This window comes from Flexilinea flocculi (genome assembly GCF_001192795.1).
In the GTDB taxonomy this organism is placed as follows: domain Bacteria; phylum Chloroflexota; class Anaerolineae; order Anaerolineales; family Anaerolineaceae; genus Flexilinea; species Flexilinea flocculi.
Map to the genome: position 1 here is coordinate 38,407 of NZ_DF968181.1, position 15,920 is coordinate 54,326.

At 45.3% G+C, this 15,920-nt stretch carries 4 protein-coding genes and 1 tRNA gene; 2 read left to right on the top strand and 3 right to left on the bottom strand.

Annotation, left to right across the window (positions count from 1 at the left end; genetic code table 11):
* Positions 1 to 217 precede the first annotated feature (217 nt).
* The 3 genes from ATC1_RS05210 to ATC1_RS05225 all read right to left on the bottom strand — a co-directional run bounded on the left by ATC1_RS05210 (position 218) and on the right by ATC1_RS05225 (position 14,755).
* Positions 218 to 11,002 (bottom strand): DUF7507 domain-containing protein, encoded by a 10,785-nt coding sequence (locus tag ATC1_RS05210; RefSeq protein ID WP_062279056.1) that lies wholly within the window; start codon positions 11,000 to 11,002, stop codon positions 218 to 220.
* A complete protein-coding gene (locus ATC1_RS05215) occupies positions 11,003 to 11,215 on the bottom strand; it encodes a hypothetical protein (RefSeq protein WP_062279058.1) in 213 nt (70 codons plus the stop codon).
* Positions 11,216 to 11,875: 660 nt separating this feature from the next.
* The gene (locus ATC1_RS05225; protein ID WP_062279062.1) at positions 11,876 to 14,755 is read right to left on the bottom strand and encodes a sortase domain-containing protein; all 2,880 of its coding nucleotides are present in this window, start codon (positions 14,753 to 14,755) and stop codon (positions 11,876 to 11,878) included.
* 656 nt (positions 14,756 to 15,411) lie between these two features.
* Here ATC1_RS05225 and ATC1_RS05230 point away from each other — a divergent pair.
* Entirely contained in the window at positions 15,412 to 15,702 is a 291-nt protein-coding gene (locus ATC1_RS05230; RefSeq protein WP_062279064.1) for a hypothetical protein, read from the top strand.
* Between the two features lie 140 nt (positions 15,703 to 15,842).
* Positions 15,843 to 15,915 (top strand) — tRNA-Phe (locus ATC1_RS05235).
* The last annotated feature ends 5 nt before the right edge of the window (positions 15,916 to 15,920 follow it).

Here is a 15,920-nt window from a genome sequence, read left to right on the forward strand (position 1 = left end):
TTGTTTTTCGAACCAATCGGGAAAACTTGTTGTTGTGTTGTTTCTGCATTTTGTGCAGAAACAACACAACAACAATAAATCCTTCCCATCTTTTACCCCGCTGCTTAATCTGATAAAGCTTTGTTCCATTGATGAAAAGACCGATATGAATCGTTTGTCTTGAATCTCGCACCGGTCTTATTCATTATCAGAAAATCACCGAATATGATTGCCAAATTTACAGAAGCGGCTTTGCATAGACAATTCTTCTGTACTGGTATCCGCCTTCCAGAAGCTCCTGCTCGCAGGTAATCAGAACAAGCGAACCGGGGATTGTATTTTGAAAAACGGCGTCGACATCATCTGGTTGTACAAGTTGATTGGCATAAACACTGTATACAAGAAATTTATCCTTTGCCGTATTAACAAAGATGCGGTCATTTTCTTTCAAATTCAGCAAAAAAGCAAAAGGTCCTGCAGTTCCGAGATCGATATGATTATGTCCTGCGATAATTGAAGTACCTTCTCCAGGTAGAGCTGTTCCTTCGAGAAGACCGGCGCGGTTTCCCAGCCATTCCACTGAAAATTTGGTTTTATCATCTTGCGGTACAACGACCAGTTCGGCAAAACTGTCGATGATTGGAATTTCAATGGTGAATCCGCTCAGATTGCGATAGGCAAGGGCGGCAGGTTGTGCCGGCAGCACGGTGCGCTTGCCTGCCGGAAATCCAGTTTCAGGCAACACTTCAGGTATCGGTGGAATTGTTTTCCAATTTGCGTCAGCGGAAGCGACATCTGTTTCGCCAGAATCAATCGTATCACCATCCCCATTTCGATCAGAATCGATGGTGGCTCTATTTTCTACGCCAGTGATGCCGTCGTTAACCTTCACAAAGAAATTGATTTGCAAATCGTTTACAGCCACAATCGGATCAAACCCTCCCAGATCGGGTCCAAGTATTCCTTTCCAGATGATCTGCCCGCGCGGATTCGCAGGTGTCGGACCTTCGTAATAACAAAGTTCGGTGGTGGTTATCGTTGAAGAATCCGTACATGCGACTCCGATATTTGTTGACCCGGGAGGGTATGAGGCGGGCAAACCATATCCACTGGATATACCAGCGGCGCTATAACTGGCGCCTACCGGGATCGGATCATGTATCTCAGCATTGATCGCAATGATATTCGTATTATTGATCCATTCCATCGTCCATTCCAATAATGGAAGACCTGTTGCATCAAAAGTTTTAACGCCATGAGGTGGGTCGAAAATATATGCGTTAAAAGTTATTGGAGTAGGCGTCCAATTGTCTCCTGGCATATTATTGCCGTCCGGGTCAGGATTCGTCCCATTCTCAGATGCATCACCAACCGTTTTTCCATCAGGATCAATCCCGCTTACCTGAGCAGTATTAAAATATGAGCTTGAAGCTGGGATCAGCCGCACTACAAGTGTAATAGTCGCATCTGCGTTGCCTGCAAGGATATCTTCACCAGTTAATAGGTTTTGATCTGAAATCCCATTAAAACCGTTGTTTACATGAAGTGTGGGGCTAGTTAATTCTTGAATACTCAGGATTTCTGCAGGAACAGGGAATGTCGATTCAAGATCATCAACAACATGCAACCCAGTGATCAATTTGGCATCATAATTACGAATCAGAAAACCAAATTCAACATCCCAGGTTCCAGCAGAACCAGTTACTGGTTTAATAGAAACCAGATTCTTAGCAAGGCCAATCATAGGAGCAGCATAGATAATCAGGTCAGAATTTGGAGTAAGAGCTGTACCGTCAGGAGGAGTGCCGCTGGCGCTTGAAGCGTTTGAATAAAAACCAGCGTCCAGATCTGCTTGAACTACGATATGGGTACCCCTGCAAACCAGAGATTCATTTGGTAGAAGTATGGCAGGTATGTCGAGGTCGCAATCCAAACCGGTAATTTTCGGATCACTAATTTCTACGGCTGTCAGAGTTACATTTCCTGAGTTATGGGCAGTAATAGAAAAATGGAGAATATCTCCAACTTGATTGTAAGTATATTCCTCAGCAGTTTTTTCTAAGGTCAACCCTGCATTTTGTACGATATTGATCTCCAACGTGTCGGTATATGGCGTCGATTCATTGGAGTCGACTGTGACGGTATTCGAAAGGGTTCCACCAGCATCAATTTCAGACTGGGTAACTGTGTGATTGCAATGATAAATCCAGTTTTCATCGACTTGCAATTTACCATCTAAATTTGTATCTCCTGTCGGAAGGCTGATACTGCCTGTGCAATTAGGATCAACCACCGTAACCCCTGTCAAGGGCATTTCTCCCTGATTGGTCACAGTAAACGTGTAAGGCACAACATCACCGGCTGATGAAATCTCATTTGTGGTTGATGATTTTACGACGAGAATAGAGGGAATTTCACCGATAATGATTGTTTCATCGACTGGATCTGAGTTAATCGGATTTGAGCCAAAAAAGCCACTTGCAAAAGCTGAGTTCGTGACAATACCCGTTATAAGATCAGCCTGGGTAATAGCATAGGTCGCTGAGCAGATCATCTCTTCATTCGGAGAAAGAGTGCCATCTTCTGGTGCGGAACAGGTTACACTGGCCTTATCATCTGAGACGGAGAAAATGCCAGTCAGGTTGACGTTGCCGGTATTTTTGATGGTATATGTGTAGTTGATGATCTGACCCACTTGATAGTATTCCGATGGATTGGCAGCTTTTGATAATTCCAGCCTGGCTGTTTGCGTGGCTGTGAGCGTAACACTACTGTAAGGAGCCGTGGCTTCGTCACTCGAAGCGCTAGCCGTATCAATCAAGTAGCCGTTATCCAGGTCAGTCTGGTTAATGGTGTGTGTACCATTGCAGACCATCGAAGCGAATGGTTCAAGGTCAGACCCGTTAACAGGATCACAACTGAAATCATCCAGCATGGGCGAGTCATTGACGGTAACATTATGCAATGTGATATTACCGTTGTTTGTAGCAGTCAGTGTATAAGTAACAACCTGACCGAGTGTATCGAAATTCGCAGGGCTGAGATCATCCGTCTTGGTCAAACTGAGCAGTCCATTCTGATTGGCATTGATCACATTCGTTGCATTCGATGCAGTGATCTCAGTGCTTGAGGCGCTCGCCATGTCATTAAAGAAGCCATTGTCCAAATCGTCCTGGTTGATCGTATGCTTGCCACTGCAGGTCAACTTCTCATCTGGAGCCAGGACAGATCCGTTGAGCGGATCGCAGGTAAAATCATCCAGTGTGGGCGAGTCACTGACGGTAACATTGTGCAATGTGATATTACCGTTGTTTGTAGCAGTCAGCGTATAAGTAACAACCTGACCGAGTGTATTAAAATTCGCAGGGTTGCGATCATCCGTCTTGGTCACCGACAATTCCGGAGATTGGATTGCATTCACCGTAAAAACATCTGGCTCTGAAATAACCGGAACATCATTAAACTTGGCATGACCTTGAGCGGTATTTGTTACACTGCCGCTATCCAAATCAGCCTGGGTAATAGCATAGGTCGCTGTGCAGCTTGTCGTCTCTCCTACAGGCAGACTGGTAAGAGAACCACAATCAAACGGAGTATTGGTAGGGTTGCCGATATGATCATCCGTAATATTGAAAGGGCTTGAAAGAGTCACGTTGCCAGTATTTGTGAGGGTATAGCTGTAGGTGATTTCATCATCCACCGCGGAATAAGTCAAGGGTTCTGCGGTCTTGGTCAACGATATAGATGGAGATTGGGTTGCATTCACCGTAAAATCATCTGAATTTGAATCAACAGCAACACCTTTAAAGTTGGCATGACCTGTAGCGTTATTTGTTACAATGCCGCTATCCAAATCGCCCAGGGTAATTTTGTAGACAGCGGCACAGGTCATCTCTTCATCGAGAGAGAGTAAACCATCTTCAGGTTGCGTACAGGCCACGGTAGTCTTGTCATCCGTGATGGAAAACGGACCTGATAAGGTGACATTACCGTTGTTCTTGATCGTATAGGTGTATTGGATGGTCTGACCCACCGCGGAATAAATCGAGGGTTCTGCGGTCTTGGTCAGTAATAAAGATGGGGATTGGGAACCGCTGACCGTGACTTCATCTACATTTGAGTCTACATTATCACCGTTGAAGCTGGCATGCCCTGTTGCAATGTTCTTTACATTTCCTGCATCCAAATCGGCCTGTGTAACAGTATAAGTTTGCGTACAACTTGTGGTGGCTTCAGGGTTCAAAGGACCGGTGCCGCAATTGAATTCACCGATATGGTCATCACGAATCGTGGGAGCAGTCAATGTTACATTGCCATTGTTCGTCAAAGTGAAATTGTAGCTAATCGTATCACCGACCATGGTGTATCCGGACGTACTAGTCGTCTTCTCCAGGATCAATCCGGGCAAAAGGTTGATACCAGCTCCACTTTGACCTGCATAAGTTCCTGTAAGAGTGGAGTTTTTATATGCCACGTTGGCTGTGTTGGCCAAAATCTGATTTCCAATAGGCAGCACGTTAATCGTAACCTGATCAGTGCCTGTGCAACCATATTGAGCACGTGCTGTCACTTGAGCGACATAAACACCAGGAGCATCGTATACGTGTGTTATTGTGGTCGAGGCCTGGTATGGCGCTGAACTGCCATCACCAAAATCAACCGAATAATCGTAGGGAGTACGTCCACCGAGAGCATTCTCATCAATCGTAAAGGTAGCAGCCTGCCCAGTCATGATCATGGTTGGCGCGGAAGCAAAGGGACGCAAACTTCCATAATTGGCCTGCAGATTAAAGAGCAGACCGCTGTGGTCTCCTCCTGAATATACTTTATGTCCATTATGAATATTGTTTTCGAGCTCAACTGCGAGGATGTTGATACCAGACTGAATACTGTTTGCGCCTGAGTAAGTTCCGTAGGCGCCTGCTCCTGTGTGCTGACCCAGATAGATGCCATTGATATAAATGGATGAGGTATCATCACTGGAAATGTTCAAGGTGCCGTTCAGATTGCTGGCGTTGAGCGGAAGGCAGAAAGCCTGGCGGAAGAAGGAGTAATTGGGATCTACAATACCTTCAGTGTAATAAGATAATCCACTATTCGTATCACCAGCATAGGGAGCGGTAAGTGTCAAATGAAAATCATCAGTTATTGAAGCAACTTTGTAGTCATTATTATCAATGGATATGGAATCTCCCACAGTTAATTCGCTTGTGAATAATGTGCCTGTTCCAGTTACAGAATCACTTCCCTGCGTGACAGCTATCGTGCCGGTCAGTTGATAATCAGTTTGAGCCGCAGTCCATTCTGCATTTAAGACTGAAGAATTCATCCAGTAAAATGTTTCTACATCTGCAGCGGTGGGCTGTATCCAGGGAGAACTGGCAAAAGCGTCTGCGTCGCTTGCAGCAACAGCACGCGGATTATCATTCCAGCCTATTGGACCGACACTGTTGGCATTTCCTGTCCCCTGGTATATTGTCTTATAACCAAGGCACCTGGAGGAATCGCACCATGGCAGCGTAGTGTAAGCGCTGGTTTTACTGACCACGGTGACGCTGCCAGAACCGGTTTCGGTACTAAGGCTTGGTGTCGTGCTGACATCTCCACCCGCACCTTCCGCTGCCGACACCTGAAATGAAACTGTCCCACTCGAACCTGGTGGCTGTGTACCCAGGTTCCAGGTGATAGTTCCGCCCGATTCTGAACCGGAAGCGGTGATACTTCCAGGAACAAGTGTTGTATGGGATGGGATAGCATCTGTGATGACCACCTCCGCAGCATCGGCTGTGCTGTTATTTTGCCAATGGATGGAATAGGTCAAAATACCACCAATAGAGGCATCGCCGGACACACTCTTCTCGATCACCACATAAGGCGCCACCACCACATCGCTATCTGTAGAGCTGTTATCCATCAGGTTGTAATCAGTTTCAGTGCCATGAATGTTCACCCGGTTTAGCACCGCCGCGCCTGATAACAGTGAATCATTTACTTGAATGGTAACAGTTCTTGTACCTGTTTCATTAGCAGCCAAATTACCAATCGTCCAGGTCACAGTGGAACCGACGTTAACGCCACTATCACTGGAAGAAATATAAGAAGCGTTGGATGGGATTGTGTCCGTTAATACGACACCTGTGGCATCCGCTGTCAAAGAGGCATTCGTGTATGAGATGGTATATGTGATCGTATCTCCAGATAAAACGGACGTTTGACCATCTGTCTTGGTCACTCTCAAATCTGGCGCATCCGTTGATTGGACAATATTAATATCTGCAACTTCATTATTGGTCAGATTTGGCTCTGTAGATGTTGTGGAGATGTGAGCGTAATTACTAATCCGTGTGCCATCACTTAACCCGGCAGCGACTGAGCAAGTCACAGTACAACTGTAAGACGCATTGGCAGCAATATCTGCCAATGCCCATGTATAAATTGAGCCTTCAATTGCAGGTGTTCCACAAGTGCTGCTTACAAAGTTAAGATTTGCTGGAATCGTGTCCTTCAGCTCCACACCTGCGGCTGTGATGGTACCCGTGTTCACAACCGTTAGTGTATAAGTGACAGGAGTAAGAGGAGAATCTACGGATTTAACAGTCAAAACTCCATCGGTCTTTGTGATACCCAGGTCTGCAACTGCGATTACTGTCAACACATCAGAAGACGCCCCGCCAGGATCAGAGTTGACCGCAGTCACTTCACTGCTGGTATTGGTTAATGAGCCAGAAGAAGTCGCTTTAACAACCACAGAAACGCTGCAAGTGCCATTGGCGGGGATAGATCCACCCGTATAAGAGAGTGTGTTTCCGCCTTCACTGGCCACCAGTGTTCCGCCGCAGGTATTGATCGTACTTAGCGGTGAATTATTGATCAGACCTGCTGGATATGTATCTGAAAAGGCTACCCCGCTCAAAGCAGTATCGGTGTTGGGGTTAGTGATATTGAGCGTCAATGTTGTTAGACCGCCAACCGGGATGGAATTTGGAGAAAAAACTTTCGTGATAACAGGTGCCAGCGCTGGATTAATAGTTACACTTTCGGTCGCGCTGTTATTCTCAGAAGTTGGATCAGTTTGACCAGAGCCAGCATTTACTTGCACGGTGTTTTCCAGGTTCCCTCTTGCGGACGCAGACACCGTTCCGTTGACTGTAATCGTAAGGTAATTCTCTGCTCCGGCACTGATACTCATTCCGGTAAATAAAATGTCGTTGCCTGATGATCCATTAGCTCCACAACTTGCTGTTCCACTTGCGACACAGTTTTCTGTGACCCCGGTGATCCAGTCTGGAACAGTATCTGAAATACTTGCTCCGCTTGCATCCGACGGACCGTTGTTGCTGACCTTAATGATGTAGCTGATCGGATTTCCTGCCGTATAAGAGCCACTTCCAGCAGTTTTCGTAATTATGAGATCTGTTTGAGGATTCGCTAAATTTGCATCCGGTGCACTATTGTTCCCTGAGATTGGATCGGTTTGACCTGTTCCAGGTTCAACGATTGCGGTGTTTACCAGAGTTCCACTGGCCCCCGCAGAAACCGTGCCATTGACCGTGATTGTCAGGTAGTTAGCAGCCCCGGCATTGATACTTATTCCGGTGAATAAAATGTCGTTGCCTGATGAACCATTAGATCCACAACTTGCTGTTCCACTTGCTACACAGTTTTCTGTGACCCCGGTGATCGAGACTGGAACAGTATCTGAAATACTTACTCCGCTTGCATTCGATGGACCATTATTTTTCACAATAATCGTATAGCTGATCGGGCTTCCTGCCGTATAGGTACCACGATCATCACTCTTAAAAATTAATAGTTCAGTCTGCGGTTGTGATGTGTCCGTATCTGTAGCTGTGTTATTGTCTGAAATTGGATCGACTTGTCCGGTACCAACAACCACTGTGGCAGTATTAACCAGAGGTTCAGTCATGGTTGCAGAGATTATTCCGTTTACGGTGATGGTTAAGTAATTTGCTGCTCCTGCATTGATGTTCACTCCAGAGAAGGAAATATCGTTACCGGATGACGCATCGATTCCGCAGCTTGCGATTCCACTCGCCACACAATTCTGTGTGATACCGGTAATTGTTGCTGGAACTGCGTCAGAGATACTTACTCCATTCGCATTCGATGGACCATTGTTACTCACAATAATCGTATAACTAATCGGATTACCCGCTGTATAGGTCGCTGAGCCGTCATTTTTACTAATAGAGAGATCGCTCTCAAGAACCGACACTGTGGCCGAAGCGACGGCTGATGTAATACCATTGCCTGACACACTGGCGAAATTGGTAACTTTTCTGGCAGTCAAGTCAGTTTCTGTAGTTGTATAAGATGAAGTGCAGCTCGTAGTGGCGTCTGGAGTCAGCGGGCCTGAACCGCAGGTAAAAGGAGTTCCCAGGGGGCTGCCCAGGTGATCGTCGCTGACCCAAAATGGGCCATTCAGAGTCACGTTGCCAGTGTTTCTGATCGTATATGTGTAAGCGATCGTTTGACCGGCAGCTGTAAAGTTTTCGAGGCTTGGATTTTTTGTCAGTGAAAGCGCTGGAGTTTGATCGGCGTATATTGTTTTACTGTCAGTAGGTGATGTCACCCCAACACCTGAAGCCGAGGCGGTGTTCGTCACTGAGCCTTTATCAAGATCAGTTTGATTGACGAGATAAATTGCATTGCAACTGATAGATCCACCTACAGCAAGATTGTTATTGCTGCAAGTGAAGGAACTGCCGCCATTGATCATGTTGTCTGAGATGGTGATCGGTCCAGTAACTGAGACATTGCCGGTATTCTTTACCGTATACGCATAATGGATGACCGTGCCAACATTCGAGTAGGAAGTCTCGGTTACGTTTTTTGACATAGTAAGCGCTGGTGCAGCCTTGTTAGCCGTCACGCTAACAGGATCAGAATTTACCACGATCTGGTTTCCTCCGGAGCCTGAGATGCTTGACGCTGTGGCAGTGTTCTTTACAGAACCAGAAGCGATGTCTGCAGCCGTAACAGTGTAGCTTACACTACAGGTTCGGGTTGCCCCTGCTGCCAGCGTACCGGACCCGCATGCAAAAGCGGTGCCTGCCGGGCTGCCGATATGATCATCACTAATGGTGATGCTGCTCAAGGTTGTATTACCGGTATTTGTTACCGTGTACGTATAAGTTAGGGTGTTACCGGCAGTCGTAAAAGCAGTGGGTAATACACTCTTGGCAACAGTTACTCCGGGAGTTTGAGCCTGGATTACATTTGCCTGGGTCTGATTCGTGGTAATTCCGTTTCCTGTGGCGGAAGCTGTATTAAGAACAAATCCAGCGGTGGCATCAGCAGAAGTAATGGTGTAAGCCGCTGTGCAGCTTGTCGTCCCTCCTATAGCCAGAGGTCCAGAACCACAAATAAACGGAGTACCGAGCGGGCTGCCGATATGATCATCTGTAACCGTGAAAGGGCCTGAAAGCACCACATTGCCGGTATTTTTAATTACATAAGTATAAGTAATAATGTTCCCAGCAGTTTGAAAAGTCGGGAGCGACGGTGTTTTTGTAAGGGAAAGGCCGGGACCAGCGTAGATTGTCATAGCTTTGGCTGAATCAGAGGTCAACCCGCTTCCGGCAGCGATAGCCGTGTTTGTTATCGTTCCAGAAATGACGTCAGCGGCAGTGACAGTGTAAGTCGCGATGCAGCTCGTCGTCATGCCTGCTGCCAACGGTCCGTTTCCACATGGAAATGGGTCTCCTGCCGGGTAGTCTATTCCTAAAACCGTGAGCGGTTTGTCATCTGTCACTGTGAATGGACCGTCCACTGACCCGCTTGTTCCTGTGTTTTTGATGATGTAAGTATATGTAAGAATTTGTCCAACAGCGTTAAAGGATAAAGTTGATATGTTTTTCGTCAAACCCAAAGCGGTGGGTAAACCGATGTTAACCGTTGCTGTAGCTGGTCCAACAGTGGTTGAACCCTGAAGACCAGTTGCCGAATTTGAGTAGTTAAATCCATTGGGACAGCCAGTAATTGCAGTCGTATAAATCAACTTAAGAGATGAATTTGCAGCAATAGGATAGCCGAGTCCACTGCCTATCCAGTTAACAGTTCCATTTGCACCTACCGATGGGAGGCTGGACGAATTTGCAGCGGTTACATCACTGCCAGAGGCAGCCGGGTTTGCGACGGTCATACAAGTGGGTAAAACGTCCGTGATCGAGTCAAGAGTAATTGCGACAGGTGTACTATTACTGAAAACCACTGTCCAGGTGATTGGCCCTGCTGTATTACTTGCCAGCGTAGATGGAGATGCCGTCTTGGCCATGGTGAGTGTAGGTAACGCAGCTGATAGAATTGTCGAGGAAGCAAAACCCGTGTATTTATACTGCGAGCCACTCCTTGCGGCTGACCAAGGATGCACCATCACTTGCGAATTGCGGCAGTTAATCTCCCAGGAGTAAGTAATGGTGATCGTTCCACCTCCGCCCGGAATGCTGGCTGTTGGGAACGCAAGATAATTTTGTTGCCCAACTGTGACTCCCGTCACACCTCCAGAAATGGCAGTGACAGTTGAAGCAACCAGTCTCACACAACTATCTGGGAAGCCAGCCTCGCCTGCCGGTTGGAAGAACAAATCGGTGTTATTTCCAAATGAATAGACCACTTTTTGAGTCAACAATTGGCCGAGAAATACTCCAGGACCAAGCACGGAACTCTGGGCAATTCCGCCTGCATTCGCACTTAGCAAGGTACTGGTTGTCACCGTTCCCGCACGGTTCACCGCGGTATATCCTGTTGCAGTCGCTGAAATTGTATAGTTGGCAGTGTATCCCCCGAATGGATCTCCTCCCCCCTTGGAATGGTTGCAGACTTCCGAATAGTCTACATAGAAATAAGTCCCCACACTTGCGCCTGCAGCCAGTGACACGATCGTTCTCGTTTGATCGCTCGGGGTCTTAAAATAAGAAGCATTCGTACCTGTGAAACTCGAGAAATTAACCACAACATTGGATAACGCAGCAGCGCTGGTATTTGTGATCTGAAATGACAATCAGGCACCGCGAGGCCCCTGAGCATTGCATCGGTTGGCATCGAGCCACAATTTTTCTTGTGATGTGAGCGTAATTGTCAACGGTGCAGATGCGGCATTAACCGACCATCGGGGCTGAACGAAAACTGCAATCAACAATATTGCAAAAAGAAAAAGAATTCGTTTTCTTTTTAATAACGAGATATTCTGCTGACTCAAAAAGAATTGTTTCAATTTCGCTCCTCAACACTGCTAATAAAATCTCGTAACAATAATAAATTACTCAATTCATTGGGGAAAAAGGCAAAGAAAAAACCTGCTGAAATAGTCTTTGTATTTATCGATTAAAGCAATTCTACAGTTAAGATCATCAACGATCTAATTAAATCCGACATTAGGACTAAATTATTTTATCGACGATTATCCTGATAATCCAGCGATTCGAAATTTGGAAAAGCCTTTTGAGAAAAGAGAGAAAACTTGTTGTTGTATTGTTTTTGCGCTCCGCTCAAAAACAATACAACAACAAATACTCCCGCTCATAATTCGAATTGCTGCTTATAATCCGTTTCTTGTAATAGGTAATAATTATATATATAAAGTATATTCTTTTTTACCAACGAATTTATTAAATGTTAGCAATTCGAAATACGGAAAAGCCTTTTGAGAAAAAAGAAAAAAATTGTTGTTGTGTTGTTTTTGCGCTCCGTGCAAAAACAACACAACAACAACTAATCCCTCTCATAATTCGAATTGCTGGAACAATCATGAATTCTTTTCATATTTCTATTTACTGTTTGTTCCATCGATGAAAAGACCGATATGAATCGCTTATCTTGAATCTCGCACCGGTCTTATTCATTATCAGAAAATCACCGAATATGATCGCCAAATTTACAGAAGCGGCTTTGCATAGACAATTCTTCTGTACTGGTATCCGCCTTCCAGAAGCTCCTGCTCGCAGGTAATCAGAACAAGCGAACCGGGGATTGTATTTTGAAAAACGGCGTCGACATCATCTGGTTGTACAAGTTGATTGGCATAAACGCTGTATCCAAGGATTTTATCCTCTGCCGTATGAACAAAGATGCGGTCATTTTCTTTCAAATTCAGCAAAAAAGCAAAAGGCCCAGCACTTCCGAGATCAATATGATTATGTCCTGCAATGATTGAAGTACCATCTCCAGGCAGGGCTGTTCCTTCGAGGAGACCGGCGCGGTCTCCCAGCCATTCCACTGAAAATTTGGTTTCATCGTCTTGCGGAACAACGACCAGATCGGCAAAACTGTCGATGATCGGAATTTCAATGGAGAATCCGCTCAGATTGCGATAGGCAAGGGCGGCAGGTTGTGCCGGCAGCACGGTGCGCTTGCCTGCCGGGAATCCGGTTCCAGGCAACACTTCAGGTTTTCTCCCATGTCCACCCCAGTAATAATCCGGCAAATCCCCATTTTGTCCTGGCGTATTGGTTACCAGTGTGCCGGTTACATTTTGAGAACCTGTTCCGGTAAGAAAGGCCCAGGATATCTGACCATTGGTTAATACTTCAGCGGTTTGAAGCGTCGCGGTGATGACACCTTCTTCACCCGGGGTTAGCAGATATCGTTGCCCTTGGACCAGCGCTGCAACTGCCTTTGCGGATGGGCCGATGGATACTTGCCCTGTATAAGCGGCTGATGTTTCGTGGAACAGAATATTTTCCGGAACAAACCAGGCGTCCGATTCGCCGTCATTGAGGATGGTTAAAGAAATTGTGGCACCCGTTCCCTGGGATTGATAGGTTCCTGAAATGATGCTGAAATTTAACGCTGCATCACAGTAATTATGGCTTTGTGTTGCTGTGAGCGTTGGAATAGATAAATTCGGATCAATCGAAGAACTGCCTGCAAACGCAAAAGTTTCAGACAGAATTCGCGTTGCGGTATCCAATTCGGAAGTGATTGTGACCGATTCCCCTGCCGGAATGATGACAGACTCCGGATTACATAGATTGGTGTTTGAAAGAGAACAAGTAAGGTTTGTTACTTCCTCACCGTAGGAATAGGTAACCGATTCTTTGTAATAATATATTTTTGTCAGGTCGATTGTGATCGCTCCCGTTCCGCGGTTCGTCAATGTGTAATTCACATGGACAATTCCGTCATCCGTGTCACAAGTATCATATTCGCTGGAATTGGCAGTCAGTTCCAGATCCGAAGCTGAATAACATGCATCGGATATCCATCCCAGGCTCATCGCTGGTGAAGCTGCGGTGAGTTCACTGCCTGAGGTGTATCGGAAGGATGTCTTAACCTGCATCTGGTTTTCAGCCAGCGGAGTCGCAGCTGTCGCTGATGCTGATAAATCAATCGTTTCATCTTGTGCAAGGTAGATACATTGATAAATGCCACAATTTTGGATTCTTGTGAGGCAGTCTGACCTTTCCCCATCGGTACAGCTTGTATAGGATAAGGCGGGATTACTTCCAGTCTGGTTAAGAACCTGAATTGTACCGGGTAATTCAATCAGAACCCGTCCCTGATCATAGTGGTTGGTTAATGAAAAATGCAGGGACAGGTTGGTGCTGCCAATCGAGGTTTCTAAACATTGTTCATCACTGGTGATATAGCCTCCTGCAACGGCAGTACCTTCAACAGGCAGATTGTTAATCATTAGCGAGATTGGAAGGGAGTCGTTCGCAGCAGCGGTTTCATCAACAGTGAATAAACCATATGCGATTAATCGTTCTCCTGAACCAAGTGAAACGGGCGAATCAGGAGAAGTCCATGTGATTTGAGACTGTTTTGCGTATCCGCTGTCATAATTCAAAACTGTCGGAAGGTCGATCGAAAGCGTTTCAGTACCATAATTATAGAGTTCCAATTGAAGAGCTCCATCCAGACCGGTCATATCATAAACAGCGTAGCGGATTGTACCCAACTGACAATTTTCTGTATTGGATGCATCAAAGTGGAGCTGTCCTTCAATCAGAATCGGTGTGGTTCCCAACACAAATGACAGATCAACTTCCGGATCTGGCTGATTTCCTGCGAATTGGCTGAAGTCGGATGCAATAACGCGGAACACATAACATCCTGCTGTGGCGCTTTCAAACCCCTCAGCAGGAATTTGTGTCCAGTTTGCTCCCGTCACTGCAGCGAGAAATGTCTCATCGGTTGCAAGCGCTGCCTGATCAATCTCAGCATAATGGATTGGACCGATGGACACAGCATCATAAGAATCGTTGATTCGAATTCCGGTTTGGGAAAAATCAAGGATGGATGTACCCTCATTGTAGTAGACAAAATAGAATTCAGCTTTAGCAAGACATTGCGGAAAAATCCCAAATACATATCGGCCGTCATCTCCAATAGCGGAAAATTCCCCTGTTCGATATGCAATTCCGTTGGCAATTACGGAATTCACGTTCAGCGATACATCCAGTGACGCATTGTCAGCAGCCAATAACTCGTCGATTTCAAATGAGCCATGGATATAGGGAATATCCGGAGGAGAACTCAATGCCGGCAGGTTATAAGGTGATCCTATTTCTGACAAATCCCAATTGACAGGTACCGTCACTGAAGGATCTATTGTAAAAAATTCCGGGAGTGATAACAAAACAGGATCTGGATTGGGGTTTGAAATTCCCAGCGTGATCTTTCCATCCATACCGGTAATATAATAGGATGCAGAAGAAATCTCGGTTTCAATATCAGCAGCGAAAACCGGAATTGTGAACAGACACAACATGAAAAAGGTCATGACCAGTTTGGCGAGGTTTGACTTCTTCATTCGTTCCTCCATATTCAATTATTCTATTTATCCAACCGTTGCAATTGTATTTATCTGACGTATCCATTGAGAATGCCATCAGAAGTTATATTTACCGGGATGTGTGCTGTGTTCTTATGAATAAATCTTGGCTTTTCATCAACAAGATTATGGTTCCATGACTTCCGTGTAGTTTGTCTATAAAAATTATACTACTTCAAGTGTTGCGAAATGAATTGAGAATCGGCGATTTGAAATTGGGAAATTCGGGGAAAAGAATCAAATATGTCTTTGAAGATTTACGAGTTTTACTCTGATTATTGATAAATGAAATTATTGGATAACAAATCAGATGGAATGGATGAAACCTGTCGTTGTTATTTATCCCGTCGAGGCGTAGCAATCTATCCTTAAGTGCTAAAAGATTGTTCCGTCGGGTTGACGCTCTCCTCGCAATGACTGATCAATCTATGAATCATTCATCATATATGTCTTTGACACAAAGCGCAAAACCGCAAGAACGCCGAAGCGTTCGTTTTATATTTCGAACAGCAGGTGAAAGATATTACTCATCCGATAATGAAAATTGAATTCTATTTTTGTAGGATTTGCTGTTCGAATTACTGCTTCCGAATTCGACATGATATAATCAGTTAAAATGTGGAAAGGATAAAAAGATGTGCTTCTTTCATAAATCTTATCCATCTCAGTATAAAAGTGAGGTCGCAGCATTAACAAGCGAATTAATCCAGATTGGATTGAAGGAAGATTATCTGTCGGAAAGATCTGGCGGTCTGTTTGATCGGAACTGTCGCCATGCTCGTGCACGAGAAATTGGAGAACGTCTCTATAGTATCGGCGGAATCCCTTTGATGGAAGAAATCTTAAAAAAAGTCTCAAAGAAATGCGGAAAAGACAGTGCATCCCATTTAGAGGCTTGCTGGCGTGCTGTAGGCGGTGTCTTCTGAGTTGTTTTGGATATCGCAAACGACAGAAGTTCTATTCCAAAAAAAATTTAGAATTACGGAATTTTACAAAAAATATTGTTTCCTTGACAGGGTAGCGTAAAACAGCTAAAATAGGGGACGTCATTAATTAATGATGGTTTGCCGAGATAGCTCAGTTGGTAGAGCATACGACTGAAAATTGTAGTGTCCACAGTTCGATTCTGTGTCTCGGCACTGAA